Origin of the sequence: Adlercreutzia sp. ZJ154 (assembly GCF_011039055.1) — a bacterium.
Lineage (GTDB): Bacteria > Actinomycetota > Coriobacteriia > Coriobacteriales > Eggerthellaceae > Adlercreutzia_A.
Map to the genome: position 1 here is coordinate 14,944 of NZ_JAAKEF010000002.1, position 17,607 is coordinate 32,550.

Genomic DNA, 17,607 nt, shown 5'->3' on the forward strand with positions numbered 1-17,607 from the left:
ACTACATAATAGGCGGGACATATATCTTGTTTCGCGAATCCGGAATGGCTTTCTTAGCCAATTCAGTTAATCCGCGAACGACTGTAGGCATAGCAGATGTAGGCACACCCATAAACATCATATCTTCACCTATATCACTTGCCGCGCGACACCCATAACAACCAAATGTAATGTTAGGCTGGTCTTCCATCATGGGGTACAAAACCGCCTCTACGCACATAGAGTTATAACCACTTGCATGAAAATCAAAACGATGCCCAGTGTAGTAGCTCATAGACATACATAGCCACATCATCTGTTCAGGGGTACCCGTAAACACAACCACTTCGGGCTTGCGCAGCGTTTTTGCAAGCGGCGCAACATATGTAGCTCGGCGACTATGCGGTGGCAGAGTAGGTCGCTCGGCTACCATTTGGGCTGCAGCTTCAGCGTTTACAAGCTTGTGAAAAAGCACATATATCTCGCCTGTTGCCAGCTTTTCAGGCACACCGGTCATCCCAAAAATGGATGTGCCATCCGGACAAGAATGACGGAAAGGTGGCATCAAAATACTAGCACCCCTCCTAGCTGCCATCATCGCTTGGCAGAAGCGCAAATTCTCGGTAGGCATAGGCACGTCTGGCAGTAATTCATCTTTTTCTATAAGACTAACCGCAACAGGTTGCCAACGTAAACCAAGTTTTTCCATTGATATATCTTGCCATTGTTCGTAAAGCTGCTGCGTCTCTAAAGATATCGGTTTAGCGCGCGGCTCGTCCTTGAATGGGTCGAATAAAGAATCTCCTGTAGCCTCTACGGACAAAGCACGCTTAGGGCAATTCCCCGAACAAGTCATACATCCGACGCATTCATCTATATTTAAAACTGTAGGATACCCGTCGCTTCCTATACCCAACATCTCGCATGGGCAAAATGCCACACACAGCCCACACTTCACACAAACGTCAGGATTATGCTTAATACGATAATCAGCCATTTATATCCTCCTTGCACCACGGCGGATATATTCGCCGACCCGCCGTATCGGTAAGATGATACGAACAGAACGGAATAGCGCGCCCATCGGGCATCGACACCATCATTGAACATTCACGAAGACGCTGCGTATCCATACTAAATGCGTCCATATAGTTCATTATGATAATTGATATACCATCTTCTACTTGAACACCCTTTTTATAAAGTATGTCTAAAAATACCGATCCTTGCGGCGAATCTGGGCTGTAGCCTTGCTCATACTCGGTCTGAGTCATTCTGCGCGTAGCGGGATAAAAGCCGCTTTCATGTTCGGCATCTTCGCTTTTCACCAAGAATACGCCTGTGTCGCAAAGCGGATTAGAACAACCTAGCGGCCATATATCGTGAACATCTAAGAGTCCATCAGACTGCTCCGCCAAAGCAAAAATTACATCACCCGAACTCATAGGCATAACGCGATGCGCATCAAAACGTCCAGATGTAAACGCAGGCTGCAACGCAATGCCAGCTACTACATCAGAGTTTTCCATAGCGAAGCGAAGAATGTCGCCCAATTGACCATCGTTCAAACCGGCAACTACGGCAACTGACAGCACAACTTGAATACCCACTTCGCGGCATCGCTTAATAGCGCGCAACTTTACATCTAGTATGTCGCGCCCACATGTAGCCTCATAAACATTACCCGTAAGCCCGTCGAATGATAAATAAACCCCAGTAAGACCGGCAGCCACTAAGTCTTCCAAATACCCAGATCGCTGCGCTATAACAAGTCCGTTTGTGTTTACTTCTATACCCCAAAATCCTTTACTGCGACCCATGAATATAATCTCGTGTAAGTCTTTACGAGTAGTGGGCTCACCACCGGTTAACTGCACAGCTCCGTCCAGACCGACCGCGCTTTCTATCGCATCATACATCGCGCTTATTTCTTCTAAAGTAGGATCGTATTCCCCACTTTCCGAACTGGCGAAACATACCGGACAATGCAAATTACAGTTGCGGGTAACTTCTATTTCAAGCAGCGTGCCGCGCCGTTGGTGACGTGCGCATGTACCGCACCCAAACGGACACGCATCAACTATAGGCTCGGGGTTTGCAGGACGAACTTTTGGAAATGCATGCGTTCGCAGCCATTCATAGTGTTGTGCGTCGGGCCACATCCTAGTTTCTAAGTAACCATGCTCAGGGCATGTGCGACCCATCCATACAACGCCGTCATCATCGGCAAACACTTCAGCTGGATATTCCTTCAAACACGTCGGACAAAGAGCCCCTGTTTTGTGAAGTTCTCTTCTCAAGTTTCCCCTACTTCAATAGCTAATTTGTAATGTTAAAGTTTCTAGGTAAATTCCTAATTTTCAGAGTCGATATACTGACGCGGATCATGCTCTTCATTAGGCGGCGTGCTTACAGTAATTCCCATAAAGTCAACCCAGCGAAGCACGCGACTTGGAATAAACAGCTCATGTTGATATTGCGCAGCTTGCTCTATTGCTCTCATGCAAGATATGGCGTGTGCTAAATCTACCTTTTCATCAATGTCGGCAATTGGCGAAAAATAAGAAACAGGGATGTTCATTTTTGCCGTTTTCGCCATATAGGCATCTAAGGCAGCTACGCCATTTTTGTTGTAATAAACTCCTTGATGATTTATCGGAGTATCGCTCGAAAAGCCTACAAGAGAGGTGCCGCACTCTTGACACGGCGCGCACACAAAACCGGGTGTTCCTTGTGCATGATAGTAATCAAGCCACTGAAATGCCTGAGTAACGTGCGATTTTGGCATAGTGGGAATATCGCCACCAACAGATACTATATGCTCATATCCCATTTCAAATATTTGGTGAAATGCATCATCAAAATGGTCATCGAACGTTGCACCAGAATCTGTTATGTAGTGTATCTCCATCGGCCAAGGACCTATAGCATCAAACGTATCACGCATTATAGGTAAGTTAGATTCAGGTGTTGTAGATATAAAGAAATCGTAGGTTATACGATCAGCTGTTGGATCAGATTCAACTAGCGCATCATTTTCAGCTTGCAGTTCCATCAAAGCCTGCATGCTTGCTTCGCACACATCGTATAAGCATAATTTGAAAAATTGCGCAGCTTGTTCATCGGTTAAAAATCCGCCGTTTTTTTTAGTCATGCGAGTTTTAACCATTCCGGGAATTGGAGGTTTGCTAAAAACCAGAAGCGCCTGCTTTCTATCCGCCACGTTATCTCCTTACATATCGGTACTTGGCTCATCCCAGCTAAGTACTTTATCTACTTTCTTTGCCATACAATCCAGCGCATTGTACGACCATGTACCAATAAGAGCCTCCGATTGATCAAGCGAACACGATGTCAAGCAGTTTATATTGCTCTCCCACATTCCACCCAATCGACCATCATCTCCCCATTCGGGGTGCCACCAACCGTAATCGGCATGAATTAAATCGTCTGCCATAGAAGTAATTACTACTTTGAAAGCGGCTTGCCCATTGTCAGTTGCCAATATTACACTATCACCAAGTTTAACCCCAAGCCTATTCGCCGTAACTTCATTCATTTCTACTTCAGGATAAGGACGCATCTTTCTAAAAGATGGAATATTCATATACATAGAAGCGTTATAGGGTTGTTTTCTGCCACCCGTAATTAGATATAGATGCAACCAGCTATCGCATTCCTTTTCAGCAATGAACTCCGATGAACAAAGTTGTCTGGCATGCCCGGGCTCAGGCAATCTCTGTCCACCCAATTTTGGTAATAGTTCGCTTGCAAGCTCTATTTTGCCAGTAGTAGTAGCAAAACCAAATGGACGCATTTCATCATCGGTCATTAAATGCTTCATATAACCCGGTGGTCTAAAATACAACCCCTGTTCGCAGTATTCTTCCCACGACATTCCAGCAGGAGCCAAAGTTTGACTGCACGCTTGCTCAAATGTAGCGCTACGCCAATTTTCCTTTTGACCTAATCTAATACCCAAGGCACGGAATATGTCGTAGTCAGTTTTTCTTTCATAGTAAGGCTTTACAGCTGCCGCCCCACCATAAGCAATATTTCCCACTCCTCCATGTGCCTGAAATGTAGGACGCTCAATAGCAGCAGCTGAAGGAAGCACGTAGTCAGCAATTTGAGCGGTAGGAGTCATGTAATAATCGAGCACCACAATTAAGTCGAGTCCCATAAGGGCATTGTATACACGATGCGTATCAGCATATGTGAGTAGTGGATTTGTAGCCTCTACTATCAAAGCACGAACCGCATACGGCTCAGATGTTTCCATAGCGCGCAAAACCAAATCGGGATGGGCTGATGTAAGATATCGAACCGGCAGCTTTCGTCCTGCTTTCTCAGTCAGCGCTTCCACCTGCTTATAGCCCTCATAACATTGCAGAGGCGTATACTTTGTATTCAGGCACAACTTGGATAACTCATCCATGTGTTGAAGCGTTAGCTCAAGATCGGCTTCGCTTACAAAATCGCTCCCCTCGGCTATAACGCAAGAACCCGGAACATCTATATTGCCAGTTATAGCCCGTAAACAACAAATTGCTCTGTGTGTTGGCGCTACAGATTGACCCACCTGATCTATACCTCTGCCAGATATTAAAGCGCTAGGAGCAAGGCTTGCGAACCAAGATGCCGCCTTGCATATATCTTCAGCCGCGATGCCGCAGATATTTTCAGCGTATTCTGGCGTATAAGGCTTAACATGCTCAACCAGCTCATCGAAACCATGACACCATTCATCAACAAACTGCTTATCGTATAGTTCGTGCTCTATTATCACGTTCAGCATCGATAGAGCCAGTGTGCAGTCGGTTCCCGGTTTAGGCGACAACCATAAGTCAGCAGCTTTCGCAGTACGTGTAAAACGAGGATCGATTACCACCAGCTTCGTGTCCGCCGATTTCCCAACTTTTAAAAGGGTGCGCCAAAATACTGAATTGTCAGATTCGGCAGGATTCGTTCCCCAAATAAACACACACCCGGTTTCTGGGCGTATGTCAGCTTCCACCGTCCATCCAAATGTTATTACATCCATCCAGATACGAGGATTCCAACAAATTTGCCCTATCCCCATATTGTTCGGCGAACCAAACAAAGTCATGAATCTATGCAGTGGCCAAAACGATGTATGCGGTCCTCCTATCATAGAAGCTAAAACGCCTGCACCATATTCTTGCTTCAAAGCACTAAGACGATTTGCGATATCATCTAGCGCTTCATCCCAAGATACGCGCATCCACTGACCAGATCCTCGCTCCCCTGTTCGCTTCAAGGGATAATTCACCCGATCAGCACCATCTAAAATGTCCAGATTCTTTTTCCAGCGATGACAACCAGCCAAAATGCGTTCGTCATAAGGATAGCGACTTGGATCGGGCTCAAGATTAATTACTCGACCGTCCTTAACAGTTGCCAACAATCCGCAAAGGTATCCACAGAAATGACAATTTGTCTTCAGTATATTCTCAGACATTCGCCGCTCTATCTAATCGATTCTACACTCATCACAATCGTCCTCAACATTATCGAGAACAGACGAACTCATGCCCTCAAACAAGCGCTGAGTATTAGAGCTATCTATGACTCCTAATGTATCATTAAACAAAAAGCGTAGTTTCATCATGTCGCCTACTTGCGACCAATTTATGCGCCAATCATATAGCATTTCCAAATAGTGAACACATTGAATATAAGGCTGTGCCATATTTAGTTGGAAATTACAGCTCATACATGCCGTAATAATTGCGTCAGAGCCTACTTCTAGCGCTTCGCGACCATTAATGTCGGCACACTTATCAGCCTGCTTAAATTTTCCTGCAGCGCGCGGCAATGACCCACAACAAACAGATCGTCTCCAAGCATGTTTAGGATCGGTCCACATACCATCTGGTATAAGAGCCCGCAATCCACGTGCAAAATCACCGGACTCTCTATCTGGGCAAGAATCGTGCGGACAGAATAGCACCTCCGCATTTTCATCCCCTTTAATCAGTCGAGCACATGTTTTGGGATTTAGCTTATAGCCGATATCAGCAAGTGTCTGCGGTAAAACATCTATTGCGATATCTTTCGTGCGAATATCTTTAGAAAATGCATCGCGAAGTGCCTTCACGCAATTTGGACAAGCACAAACAAACCGCTTTATGCTTGTTGCGGCAACAACATTGCGCAGTTCATCCTCAAAACTTGCACGCAACACATCGCCATTAGGTTCATAACTTAGTATTTTGCCGCAGCACAAAACCGATAATCCATCAACTTCCCCAGCATCTAGCAAGGTGTTATAAATTGCCGGAACTAACGGCATAGCATAATTCAAAAGCGAACAACCGGGGAAAAATATAGATTTACAATTTGGCACATTGCCATCTACTTTTGCGAGAGCAGCTTGCCCTTGCGTGTAAATAAGACCAACTTTATCGCCGGTCAATGCATCAATGAATTCAAAATCTACCACAGAAGCCCCCCATAAACGAGGAAAGGACCTTTTGGTCCCCTCCTCGTTACAACTCAACCTATTAAGGCTGCAACATACGAAATGTTTATCTTAGTAGATATTTTCTCCGTAAGTCCATTTTGTAACAAACTCAGCATCGCGCTTAGCAACCTTGTTGAAGTATTCATTCTCACCCGGAAGCGGTGCACGCTCGTCGCTGTTGACCACCATAAAGCGAAGCAGGCAGCCGCCAAAAAGCACAAACACAGGAGCAATAACACTTGATGCAATGGTGCCATCAAGGAATATGTACATTAGCTCAGGCAAAACCAAGCCAACCGCTATCATGCCGCCCCAGAAAGCAAGCGCATAAGAACCGTGTACCCACTTGTGAGCAACCTTATTTGCAGTCTTGTTGCCAGCACCCAAGAAAGAAAGCACCATAACAAGTAATACCACTATTTCACAAACAACCAAAACAACATCTACAGTATGCAGAATGTGCTTGCACTCTTGAGATGCAAGAATGTTCATTACTCCAGACTCTGTAAATATAGAAGTGGTTGCGGGCCACCATCCAATAGACAGTGCTATGGCTGCGCATGCGGTAGAAAGAGCAGAGATGGTGAACAACACTGGCAATGCCGGAGTAGCCCAAAATGCATGAGATTTCAAGGTAGACAGGAAAATGCCAGTGTATAGCATGATACAAGTGCCTGCGATACCAGCAATAGCAAGGTTCAATCCGCGGAAGAAGACGAACAGGTCAGCGACTGGTCTAAACCAATCCCAAGGCACATAGCTTACAAACCAAAGCAGACCAAAAATCATGCATACAGTCAGCAATCTAGCACCCCAAGCAAGAACACTTGTACTCTTCACGAACGCGCGATAAAAAACCATTGGTTGCCCAAGGTCGGCTACCAACATCAAGCAGCCAAAGCCAAGGCAGCAGATACCGATGAAGCACGGCCATGCCAAAGCCGTAGGAACCGCCTCAATTCCCGGGAACAAGATGAGAGATAGAACAGCTGAGAGGCAGAAGATGCCGCCGCCCAAGCCTCCGAGGAACAGATAAACGGGTATCGGCCATTTCCAAAAGTGATGTCTCATTTTGCCGTACCTCCAAGGTCAGGAATGTAGTAAATTTGCGGACCAGTACCCATATCTTCAAGAAGACGGAATGTCTCTACAGAGCCGATAAGTTTCGATACTTCTGATTCGGGATCATCCAAGTCACCAAAGATACGAGCCTTCTGATGGCAAGTCTGTACACAATACGGATCGCGACCGGGTTCATTCTGGCGACGATCGCGGCAGAAAGTGCACTTGCGCACAAAGCGATGCAATGCAGGTTGCAGCTTCGACTGATCACGCATGCCGTAAGGACACGCATTAACACATGCAAGACAAGCCATGCATTTGTCGTAATCAATCCAGACAGTGCCGTCGTCGTCTTGCTGGCTAGCTCCAGTAGGACAACAAGGAACACAAGCTGGCTTCTCGCAATGCATGCACAGCGTAGGAATCCAGTTACGATGAACGTTAGGCCATTCGCCTTTAACGCCTTCAGTTAGAACCGGATTATAGATGATATCGAGCGGAAGCTCGTTCCATGTGCGGCAAGCAACGGTGCAGGATTGGCACCCAATGCAGCGCCGCTGATCTATGACCATGACGTATCTTGTCATTATTCCTCCTCCTGCGCCGCAGCTATTTCATCAGATGCCTCAGCCGCAGCTTGCGCATCCGCATAATCGCCCGCGTCTGCCATTGCAGCTGCCGCAGCATCAGCCTCAACATGAGCTTCAGCCACACCTGCATTAATTGGCTCATAAGACATGGTGTAGCGTGCACCGGTTTCCATATCTACAAGATTGTTCTCATTAGGATCGTATGCATAACCCATATGCTGGTCATAATAGACATTGTCTTCTATTCCCATAACCCACTGAGTATCGGGGTTAAAAATCTTGCCTTCGCCCTTAGCACCAGCAAACGTTGCGTAGCCCTTTTCGGCATCCCAAATAAGAGCTTGGCTAGTAATCTCAAACGGAGCCTCAGCTGTGCCGGGATACAGACGCACTCCAGCCAATTCTTGAATCTCTTGACGATCCATCGTGTATTTCTTACCGGTTGACGTATCAACTAGGCACTGTTGGTTAGCATCGTAGTGCCATCCGGTGTATGCATCTACATAAGACTTATCTTTCGGGTCGATTAGCCAACCAGATTCATCCAGTTTGAAACCGGTACCCTTCTGATAAAGCTGATCATCTTGCCAAGTCCAAACATAGCCCTCGGGCACTTCTTTAGTAGGCGCAGGCTTCTCAAACGGAATAGGCTCACGGCAAGTCTTCATCTCCGAATAAGTCATATGAATGCCGGGTTCTTTAGCCGAGCCCGGAATGGAGAACTGTGCGTCTTCTGAACGGAATACATTATCCAGATCGCCGCACTTGTACACCTTGCACATCAAACCACGGTTGTTCCAAGAACCGCCCATAGGATCGCAATCCCAATCGTCAACAGACGTTAAAGTGTTTACGTTCGACTCTAGGCAACCAAACGGATTGTCGGGATCAGCCGCACCATCGCGCTCGGGGAACCACCAACCACGCGGGCACATAACGACACGCGGGTCAACAATAGGCTCTACACCAGCACGCATCTTAATACGACCGCGGCGTGTTTCGATCCAACACCAATCGCCCTGCTTGATATCTAGCTTATCTGCAAGGTCGGGGTTGATGCAGAAATACGGATCGGGATAGAGATAACGAATCCCCTGCATCTGGAAGTGCTCGGAATGGTGATATGGCATAAAACCACCACCGGTGGTTAGAACAATAGGATATTCTTCAGCAACTTCAGGTGTTGTCAGTTCGCTTTCAGCCATACCTGTGTAAATTGGCATACCGGAATATCCTAGTTCGCGCAGGATAGAAGAGTTGCACTCTACCTTGCCAGAAGGAGTCCAGAAACCACCATTTTGAACGTACTTTGTCTGATGCAGCGGCGGGAAGTACATACGTACATTGTCAACAAACTCGTTGTAATTATTGATTGGAAGTCCCATAGGCTCGATAACAGCCCAATACGCTTCTTCTTCAGTCTCCCATGGCCAATTTGCTGGATCTTGACCGCAGGCAAGACCAAGTTTGCGCCAGAACACCATATCGGTATGGCGATCATACTTAGGCTGTATGGCACGACGACCACCCATCAAAGAGTCGGTTGCACCATAGTGTGTAATGATAGTAGGACGCTCAAGCGCACCAGCAGCCGGAAATATATAGTCGGCTTGCAGAGCAGTAGGAGTCATCCAATAATCAACAACTACCAAAAACTCTACTTTCTTCAAAGCAGCCAGCGTCATCTTCGCATCGCCGTAAGAGTTAATGGGGTTTGTAGCGTTACAAATTAGAGCGCGCACCTGATACGGATCGCCCGTAAGTATCGCCTTAAAGATGCTTGGACCATGAGCCTCGCAGAACCACTCGGTTGGAAGCGTCTTGCCCCATTTACGCACCGCATTGTCAGATATCATCTGATATCCGGGCCAGCTAGTCAGCTTAAACTTGTCAGAACCAATCTGCTTGCTCTTCACTTCCTCGGGAAGCAGTTCATTAAGCTCTAGCTCTTCGTCAGTTAGGAAATTAAGCGCAGGACCGGGCATACCGTCGCCGCCGGGAATATCTAAGTTACCGCAAATTGCGCGGATAAGCGCAAGAGCATGGCTTGCAGTAGTGGAAGTGGAACCGTTTTGATCCCACGTGCAACCCCATTGAATGCAGCCCGGACGATTCATTGCATACATGCGCGCAGCTTCACGGATTTTCTCCGCCGGCAGCCATGTGATAGGCTCAGCCCATTCAGGCGAGTAATCGATCATGTGATCTTGCAGCTCGTCAAAACCTTCGCACCATTCGGTAACAAAGTTGATGTCATACATTCCCTCAAAAATGATGGTATGTAGCATAGCTAAAGCAAGTGCAGCGTCAGAACCGGGACGCAGCGGCAGCCACAAATCGGCTTTAGATGCAGTCTCAGAATAACGCGGATCAACCACGATCATCTTCATGCCGTTTAGCTTCAGATCTGTATATCCGTGCATGCCGCCCAAAGTGGAAGCAGCCGGATTCATGCCCCATAAAATGAGAGAACGCGCAGCACCCAAATCAGTCTCAAACGGCGACCAACCAGCAACGCAAGTTTCAGCCATGAAGGTTGGAATCCAGCACAGCAGCGCGTTATGGAAGCCATTAGGTGTACCGAACTGGTTAAGGAAGCGCCTACGCGCCCAGTCGTCGGTACGCGTGGTGCCACCCGCAGATGCCACAGCTTCGGCTCCAGATTCAGCTTTGATCTGATTTAGCTTATCGGCAACCTCTTGAATCGCCTGATCGTAGGGTATCTGCTCCCATTTCCCCTCACCTTTCTCGCCCACACGCTTTAATGCATGGTTTATACGGGCAGGATGGTTTACATGAAGCAGAGCACTTGTTCCGCGGCAGCACAGACCGCCTTGGCTTGAGTAATTAGGATCACCCTCGATCTTAATTACATCGCCATCTTTGACGTAAGCGAGCACGCCGCAGTTCGCATGGCAGAAATAGCAAAGCGACTTTATGCATTGCACGTCTTCGTCGAAAATGCTTGGATTCTCGGCCATCTACCTTCCTCTTCTCCTCGTTTCTTATGGCACGACAACAAACGCACGTGTTGTGTGCATGCTTCGATTATTATAGCGACCACAGTGACCTATGTACTAGATTAGCACCAATTCTTTTCCTATATGCGGCTATAATCGGGCATAAAAGGAGGGTCTTTTATGACAGATTACACTTTTACATTTATGGGAACCGCTGCAGGATGCGGAGTACCGTCTTTTTTCTGTGATTGTCCGGCATGCGAAGAAGCAAGAAACAATCCAAAGCTTGCGCGCGGAGACTGCGGGGCTATGGTGCGCAAAATAAGCAACAACGGTGTGCAATCCAGCCTAGCCATCGACACTCCACCCGATGCCCGCCACCAACTTCTGCGAGAAGGCATAAAGCAAGTTGACGAAATCTTATTTACTCATTGCCATTTCGACCATATAGGCGGACTTGGTGAATATGAATATCTCGTACAGCTGAAACGTGCAGGCGAAAAATTGCCAATTTATGCATCACCTGAAGCACTACAAGGCATAGTTGGCGAATTCCACTACATGGATTATTGCTTAGATTTTCACTCTTTAGAACCGTTTGATTCGCACATATTCGATGGCGTGAAATATACAGCGCTTCCGGTAACGCATGCCCCGGGCACATACGGATACCTTATAGAAACAAACAATACCCGCCTGTTTTACGCATCGGACACAGGACCTCTTCCGCCTGAAACCGCTGAGCGTATTCACGGCGTAGATATATTGGCTATGGATGCCACGTTTTGGAAACGAAATTGGAACCCGAACGATCACCACTCCATACAAGAATGCATAGCTGAGGGCTTCAGTCTTGACGCAAAAAAGATATATCTAACCCATATGTGCATGCACTACGACGAGCCAATAACCTATGCGCAACTAATCGAATATCTAAAACAATACGATGGTCGCGTAGAGCCAGCAATGGACGGGCTAACAATATCTATATAGAAAGATGTGCGCTATCCTCTTACTTCACCGCCAGTTGCGCCGACAACCTTATTCACTAGACGCTCGTGTGCGCGCTCTACTTCTTCACTTGTTAGCGTTCGATCGGCGGCGCGATACGTAAGCGTATAAGCCATCGATTTCTTCCCAACACCAACACGCTCATCATCGCGATACACATCAAACAGGCGCACATCTTCTAGCAGCTTACCGCCAGCAGAATTCATAACCTGTACAAGTTTCTCGTGTGTAACATCTTCGCCTACTACAAAATTCTGGTCTACCTCAATAGGCGGAAATGCTGGCACATCCACATATGGACGCGCCGATTGTGTAGATTTTTCCAGCGCATTCATGTCTAGTTCAAATGCAACCACAACAGTATCTATATCAAATTCTTTGCAGACAAGAGGATGAATTTCTCCAACCCACCCGACAACATTGCCCCCCGATAGCATCTCGGCAGCACGCCCGGGCTGCAAATACGGCGCACTTTCGCAATCAAGCGCACGGAAACGCACTTTTGGCAATGCTAATTCATACGCAATACTTTCAAGCACGCCTTTTCCATCAAAGAAATTGAAAGAAGCGTATTCCATATTCCATGATTTATTTCCCATGGCACCCGCCATAACGCCTACTACTTTTGTGCGTTCCTTTGGCTTTTTGCGTCCTTCAGACGTAGAAAAAACAGTACCAATTTCATATAACTGCACATTATGAACGCCTCGGCTTAAGTTATACGATAGAGAGCGCATCAGACCCGGCAAAATAGTCTGGCGCATTATCGACTGATCGGAATTCAGTGGATTAAGCAGCTGAACTGCCATGCCAAGCGCATCTTCAGGTAAACGCAGACGCGCCATATCGCCAGGTTCAGCAAACGAATACGTCATAGTTTCATTCATGCCGCTAGCGCGCAGCACTTCATTCACTTTTGCACTTATCTCCTGAGATTTGGTACGCATACCAACACGCTTAGCACTAGCAGGCAAAGTAGGAGTCACTCGATCCATTCCCCAAAGACGCAAAACCTCTTCGTAAAGATCGATCTCGCGTTCGAGATCGGGGCGGAAAGTAGGTGAAACCACATCCAAAACATCATCGGTTGAATTTTCCACAGCACAGCCTAAACGACGAAGAGCGTCTACAGCAAAGTCTTGCGAAATATCGGCACCAACAAACTCTTTGAAGCGCTGCATGCGGAATTTCAAATTCTTTGGCTGACTGACCTGCGGCCATTCATCAATATATCCGCATCCGTCTTTACCTAGCGGCACAACACTACCGCCTGCAACTTCAACCATTAGTGCAGCGGCGGCGGCAGAGCGCTCAATCATTTCGTGATCGTCTACGCCGCGCTCATAGCGCATCGAGCTTTCAGATATTAGCCCTAGATTGCGACTTGTACGGCTTGTACGCCCAGCCTCAAATGTAGCTGCTTCTAGGAATATATCCACCGTATCGTCGGTAACTTCACTACTAAGACCACCCATTACACCCGCCAAAGCAACGGCACCGGCGCTAGGTGTTGCTATTACAGTCATATCGCTTGTAAGCGTGCGCTCCTGCCCATCAAGCGTCGTTAATTTTTCGCCTTCCTTAGCTGCGCGCACAACCACATTTACGTCTCCGTTTACATCAGCTAACTTGGCACAGTCGAATGCGTGTAGCGGCTGACCATACAAAAACAAGATATAGTTCGTTACGTCCACTATATTGTTGATAGAGCGCTGCCCTATGGCAGCCAGACGCTCAACCATCCAATCGGGTGACGGACCTATTTTGACACCCTTTATCAAGCGTGCAGTATAACGAGGGCAACGCTTTGCATCTTCAATAGATACAGTTACAGCATTTGCAGGTGCTTCGCCTTCTATAACAATCTTTGATGCCGCATCCGGCAGCGGATTTTTCCAATCAGTAGAATACATTGCGCCAACCTCGCGCGCCATACCGCATATAGACAGACAATCCGGACGATTTGGCGTTATCTCAAGGTCTAAGACAGTATCGCTTTTACCCATATATTCTGCGAAGGGAACACCTACAGGGGCATCTTGAGGAAGAATCATTATTCCATCATGATTATTGCCAAGACCAAGTTCGCGCTCGGAGCAATTCATTCCCATAGAAACAACACCGCGAAGTTTGCTCTTTTTTATCTTGATGTCACCGGGAAGCTCAGCGCCTACCAACGCGCATACAATGTGATCGCCCTCGTTGAAATTTTGAGCCCCACACACAATTTGCAGCGGTTGCGGATTGCCAGAATCGTCTGTGTTATTTTGACCTACATCTACAAGACATACCCACATATGGTCTGAATCGGGGTGCTTTTGCTTGCTAACAATACGCGCAGTAACGATATTTGCAAAAGCATCGCCTACATGTTCAACACCCTCAACGCCCGTACCCGTAAGATCGAGCCTATCGCAAAAAGCTTGCAAATCTTGTGGTACGTTAACGTATTCGCTAAGCCATTTTAATGATACAAGCATATTTAACCCCTAAAACTGACGCAGGAAACGCATATCGCCTTCTAGCAGCATGCGCAAATCAGGTACGTTGTATTTCAAGCAGGCAATGCGCTCAACCCCTACGCCAAACGCAAAGCCCGAATATATTTCAGGATCTATACCGCTCATTTGTAATACATTGGGATCTACCATGCCGCATCCCAATATTTCAAGCCAACCGGTGCCCTTGCACATGCGGCACCCTTCGCCTCCGCATACACCACAGCTTACATCCACCTCGGCAGATGGCTCGGTAAACGGAAAATAATGCGCCCGAAAGCGTGTTTTACGATTGCTACCAAATATTTGTTTGCACATGTGGTCAAGCGTACCTTTTAAGTCGCCGAAAGTAATACCTTTATCGACCACCAAACCTTCTATCTGGTGGAATTGAGGTAAATGACTAGGGTCAGCTACATCTCGACGATATACCTTACCGGGCGCAATCATATATATAGGAAGGGGCTTATCTTCCATTGCATGCACCTGCGCTCCAGAAGTTTGCGTGCGCAACAACACATCGCTTTCTCCGCGTACTGCCGCCGAATCTCCAGACATATCGCGCACGTAAAACGTGTCTTGCATACTGCGACTTGGATGATCGGCCGGAGCGTTCAGCGCGGTAAAGTTGTAATAATCGGTTTCTACTTCTGGTCCAACACCTACGGTATATCCAAGACCTAAGAATATGTCTGACACCTCATCGATAATGCGATTTATAAGATGGCGCGAACCTATTTGCTGAGAGCGTCCGGGAAGCGTTATATCAACAGCACCCGCTTCTATACGTGCATCCATCTCTGCGGCTTCTAAAACAGCCCTACGCGCATCTATTGCCTCTTCAACAGCCTGACGCGCAGCATTAACCGCTTTACCAACCTCGGCTCTTTCCTCTTTAGCAACATTACCCATGTTGCGAAGATAACCGGTCAAAGAACCCGATTTGCCCAGCACCGCAACGCGCACAGTTTCTAAATCTTGTAAGGTTGATGCATTTTCAACACTGGAAAGAGTGTCCTGTTCAAGTTTGCGCAGTTCATCTTTTAACGCCATGTAACAACCCAGCCTTCCGCAATATATGACAAACGAACCCAATGGCGCAAAGACGCGCAGGTCCGAAATGTTTATGGATTCCTGTTTGGATAACTATAACGCAAGTGTGCGCCTGTAGCAGAATTTATCCGCTAAAGAATACGATACTTAACTTTTCTGTGCCCCCACTGAGCACATGTTGTGCAGTTAGGATCAAGCGCTTTCCATACTCCGGGTTGCAGATCTATCTCGCAACCATATTTATCCATATTGCCGCAATCGTTCACTGTGGCATACACAACGCGCCCGTTCCATACTATCTCGGCAGTACGACCATAATACTTCCCGCGATTGCTCCAAGACATAGGAATAGCTATACCCATAGAATTATCGTCGCAAATAGAACCATTAGCTGTAGTGCCGGGGTTTGGCGTATTTTTATCAGACCACCCGCCATATGCAGACGATACAACGGTGCGGTAATTTGCAACATCGCTAGGAGCAGTCTGTGTATTAGCATTATTATTATTATTGTTGTTGTTCGGTTGGGTTTCGGTTTTTTCTTCATTTGAAAGAGTGTTTTGCTCGGGCACATCTGCTTGTGGTGCCTTATTGTCTTCCTGCACGCCACCCCATATAAACTGATCTGCCTGTTTGCGCATTTGTTCAATGCGCGCATTGTTCTCTTCCACGCGCGCGCTAGCTTCCTCAACCACCTTAGTAGCTTCTTCGCGTTTTGTAGCCAACTCTTCTAGTTTCAAATTTTGTTCGTCTTTTTGCACGGTAAGTTCGTTGGAAATTTTTGTGAAACGCTCTTTCAGGTCTTTTTGAACCTCTATTTCTTCAGCCTGATGATCCATAATCTGGCTAATATAATTCATATTGCGCGTAAGCTCTGAAATGTCGGATGAGCCCATTAATACGTTTAACAAAGCAGATACAGAGCCACCGCGATATTCGTAAAGCACTGTTGTGCCTAGCGCTTTGCGACCCTCAATCATTTCCTGTTGAGCAGCAAGCACCTGATCGGCTAATTCGTCAATTTGCGACTGCAAAGCATTAACTTCAGAACTTAATTCATTGTATTCATTAGATATTTCATCGAGTTTAGCCTGTGCTGCATCAAGCACAGCATTAGGATCCTCGTCGGCAAATGCTATCGGAGCAGGAGCGACACTCGCAGAAAACGCAAAGGCAACTGCGATTAGAATGCACATGCTTTTTTTAGCGAATGTCAAAGACAACCCTCTTCGCGTTCCCTTCCACTAGGTTGCATTTACATTGTGCACAAGTACAATACAGATAGTTGTCCATATTATCGTATTACGCAATATATTGTATCGAAAAAACACGGTTTAACTTTGATGAAGGCATTTCTGCTGTTCATTTATACGTATTCCAAGATATCTACTGCTATTTTTCCAAACTTTTTTCGCTTTATAGAAACTAGCGGAATGTTTAGCATCTGCAAAACGGTTTCTAAATTCACAGATGCATCGTGTTCGTAAGTTATCAGAGCATCCTTAGCAATAATACCCCGATTAACAAGAGTAACTATAGGCTCTAACACATCGTGTGCATTGTAGGCATATGGCGGATCTAGAAACACCACATCAAATAAACCGAGTCCTGATAATTTCGACTCTAAATTGGCAGCGTTTAGAGAATTTGCTTGTACAGTACATACATCAGAAGCGCCATATCCCAACGATTCGGCGTTTCCCTGTACTATTTTTATGGCTTTAAAGTCTTGCTCCACAAAACAGGCAAAAGCCGCGCCGCGCGACATTGCCTCTAAACCTAGCGCGCCCGACCCTGCATAAGCATCTAGCACACGCACCCCATCTAAACCATCGCGTAAACTGACAATGCTGCTAAAAAGCGATTCGCGAACACGATCGGTTGTTGGACGAGCAACCGAATCGGGTGCCTTTATACGGCGAGAGCCATGGATTCCCGCTATGATACGTATATCACCCATTTTGCAC

At 46.7% G+C, this 17,607-nt stretch carries 13 protein-coding genes; 1 reads left to right on the forward strand and 12 read right to left on the reverse strand.

Translation table 11 applies throughout. The features are described 5' to 3' along the window. Nucleotide 1 precedes the first annotated feature (1 nt). The 8 genes from G7Y37_RS01250 to G7Y37_RS01285 form a co-directional block, all read right to left on the reverse strand. The gene (locus G7Y37_RS01250; RefSeq protein WP_165060544.1) at nt 2-976 is read right to left on the reverse strand and encodes a DUF169 domain-containing protein; all 975 of its coding nucleotides are present in this window, start codon (nt 974-976) and stop codon (nt 2-4) included. Next, nucleotides 969-2,279 (reverse strand): radical SAM protein, encoded by a 1,311-nt coding sequence (locus G7Y37_RS01255; protein ID WP_206214056.1) that lies wholly within the window; start codon nt 2,277-2,279, stop codon nt 969-971. The genes G7Y37_RS01250 and G7Y37_RS01255 overlap by 8 nt, the downstream gene beginning before the upstream one ends. 53 nt (nt 2,280-2,332) lie before the next feature. Beyond that, complete coding sequence (locus G7Y37_RS01260) at nt 2,333-3,202, reverse strand: DUF2064 domain-containing protein (RefSeq protein WP_165060546.1); 870 nt, start codon at nt 3,200-3,202, stop codon at nt 2,333-2,335. Between the two features lie 9 nt (nt 3,203-3,211). After that, on the reverse strand, nt 3,212-5,461 hold the full coding sequence (locus G7Y37_RS01265; RefSeq protein WP_165060549.1) for a molybdopterin-dependent oxidoreductase: 2,250 nt from the start codon (nt 5,459-5,461) through the stop codon (nt 3,212-3,214). Nucleotides 5,462-5,473: 12 nt separating this feature from the next. Further along, entirely contained in the window at nt 5,474-6,445 is a 972-nt protein-coding gene (locus G7Y37_RS01270; protein ID WP_165060552.1) for a heterodisulfide reductase-related iron-sulfur binding cluster, read from the reverse strand. A 90-nt stretch (nt 6,446-6,535) separates the two neighbouring features. Beyond that, on the reverse strand, nt 6,536-7,537 hold the full coding sequence (gene nrfD, locus G7Y37_RS01275) for an NrfD/PsrC family molybdoenzyme membrane anchor subunit (RefSeq protein WP_165060555.1): 1,002 nt from the start codon (nt 7,535-7,537) through the stop codon (nt 6,536-6,538). Next, nucleotides 7,534-8,115 carry a 4Fe-4S dicluster domain-containing protein gene (locus tag G7Y37_RS01280; RefSeq protein ID WP_165060558.1) on the reverse strand — a complete coding sequence of 194 codons (582 nt, stop codon included), beginning with the start codon at nt 8,113-8,115 and terminating at the stop codon, nt 7,534-7,536. Before G7Y37_RS01280 ends, nrfD begins: the two co-directional genes overlap by 4 nt. After that, the gene (locus G7Y37_RS01285; protein ID WP_165060561.1) at nt 8,115-11,099 is read right to left on the reverse strand and encodes a molybdopterin-dependent oxidoreductase; all 2,985 of its coding nucleotides are present in this window, start codon (nt 11,097-11,099) and stop codon (nt 8,115-8,117) included. The genes G7Y37_RS01280 and G7Y37_RS01285 overlap by 1 nt, the downstream gene beginning before the upstream one ends. Nucleotides 11,100-11,258: 159 nt before the next feature. On the opposite strand from G7Y37_RS01285, the gene G7Y37_RS01290 reads away from it, so the two are divergent. After that, a complete protein-coding gene (locus tag G7Y37_RS01290; RefSeq protein ID WP_165060564.1) occupies nt 11,259-12,071 on the forward strand; it encodes an MBL fold metallo-hydrolase in 813 nt (270 codons plus the stop codon). A gap of 11 nt (nt 12,072-12,082) precedes the next feature. Here the strand turns inward: G7Y37_RS01290 and pheT are convergent, their stop codons facing one another. The 4 genes from pheT to rsmD all read right to left on the reverse strand — a co-directional run bounded on the left by pheT (nt 12,083) and on the right by rsmD (nt 17,600). Then, nucleotides 12,083-14,569: a phenylalanine--tRNA ligase subunit beta gene (gene pheT, locus G7Y37_RS01295; protein ID WP_165060567.1), complete on the reverse strand. Its 2,487-nt coding sequence runs from the start codon at nt 14,567-14,569 to the stop codon at nt 12,083-12,085. A 9-nt stretch (nt 14,570-14,578) separates the two neighbouring features. After that, nucleotides 14,579-15,640 (reverse strand): phenylalanine--tRNA ligase subunit alpha, encoded by a 1,062-nt coding sequence (gene pheS, locus G7Y37_RS01300; RefSeq protein ID WP_165060585.1) that lies wholly within the window; start codon nt 15,638-15,640, stop codon nt 14,579-14,581. 131 nt (nt 15,641-15,771) lie between these two features. Continuing rightward, nucleotides 15,772-16,857, reverse strand: a complete 1,086-nt coding sequence (locus G7Y37_RS01305; protein ID WP_165060588.1) for a hypothetical protein — start codon at nt 16,855-16,857, stop codon at nt 15,772-15,774. Nucleotides 16,858-17,006: 149 nt separating this feature from the next. Continuing rightward, a complete protein-coding gene (gene rsmD, locus G7Y37_RS01310; protein WP_165060604.1) occupies nt 17,007-17,600 on the reverse strand; it encodes a 16S rRNA (guanine(966)-N(2))-methyltransferase RsmD in 594 nt (197 codons plus the stop codon). Nucleotides 17,601-17,607 lie beyond the last annotated feature (7 nt).

What these genes read in the sequence shown, in the direction of transcription:
- pheT (WP_165060567.1), bottom strand. Translation starts at nt 14,569, where the DNA reads ATGCTTGTATCATTAAAATGGCTTAGCGAATACGTTAACGTACCACAA.
- G7Y37_RS01250 (WP_165060544.1), bottom strand. Translation starts at nt 976, where the DNA reads ATGGCTGATTATCGTATTAAGCATAATCCTGACGTTTGTGTGAAGTGT.
- G7Y37_RS01265 (WP_165060549.1), bottom strand. Translation starts at nt 5,461, where the DNA reads ATGTCTGAGAATATACTGAAGACAAATTGTCATTTCTGTGGATACCTT.
- G7Y37_RS01280 (WP_165060558.1), bottom strand. Translation starts at nt 8,115, where the DNA reads ATGACAAGATACGTCATGGTCATAGATCAGCGGCGCTGCATTGGGTGC.
- G7Y37_RS01290 (WP_165060564.1), top strand. Translation starts at nt 11,259, where the DNA reads ATGACAGATTACACTTTTACATTTATGGGAACCGCTGCAGGATGCGGA.
- pheS (WP_165060585.1), bottom strand. Translation starts at nt 15,640, where the DNA reads ATGGCGTTAAAAGATGAACTGCGCAAACTTGAACAGGACACTCTTTCC.
- G7Y37_RS01285 (WP_165060561.1), bottom strand. Translation starts at nt 11,099, where the DNA reads ATGGCCGAGAATCCAAGCATTTTCGACGAAGACGTGCAATGCATAAAG.
- nrfD (WP_165060555.1), bottom strand. Translation starts at nt 7,537, where the DNA reads ATGAGACATCACTTTTGGAAATGGCCGATACCCGTTTATCTGTTCCTC.
- rsmD (WP_165060604.1), bottom strand. Translation starts at nt 17,600, where the DNA reads ATGGGTGATATACGTATCATAGCGGGAATCCATGGCTCTCGCCGTATA.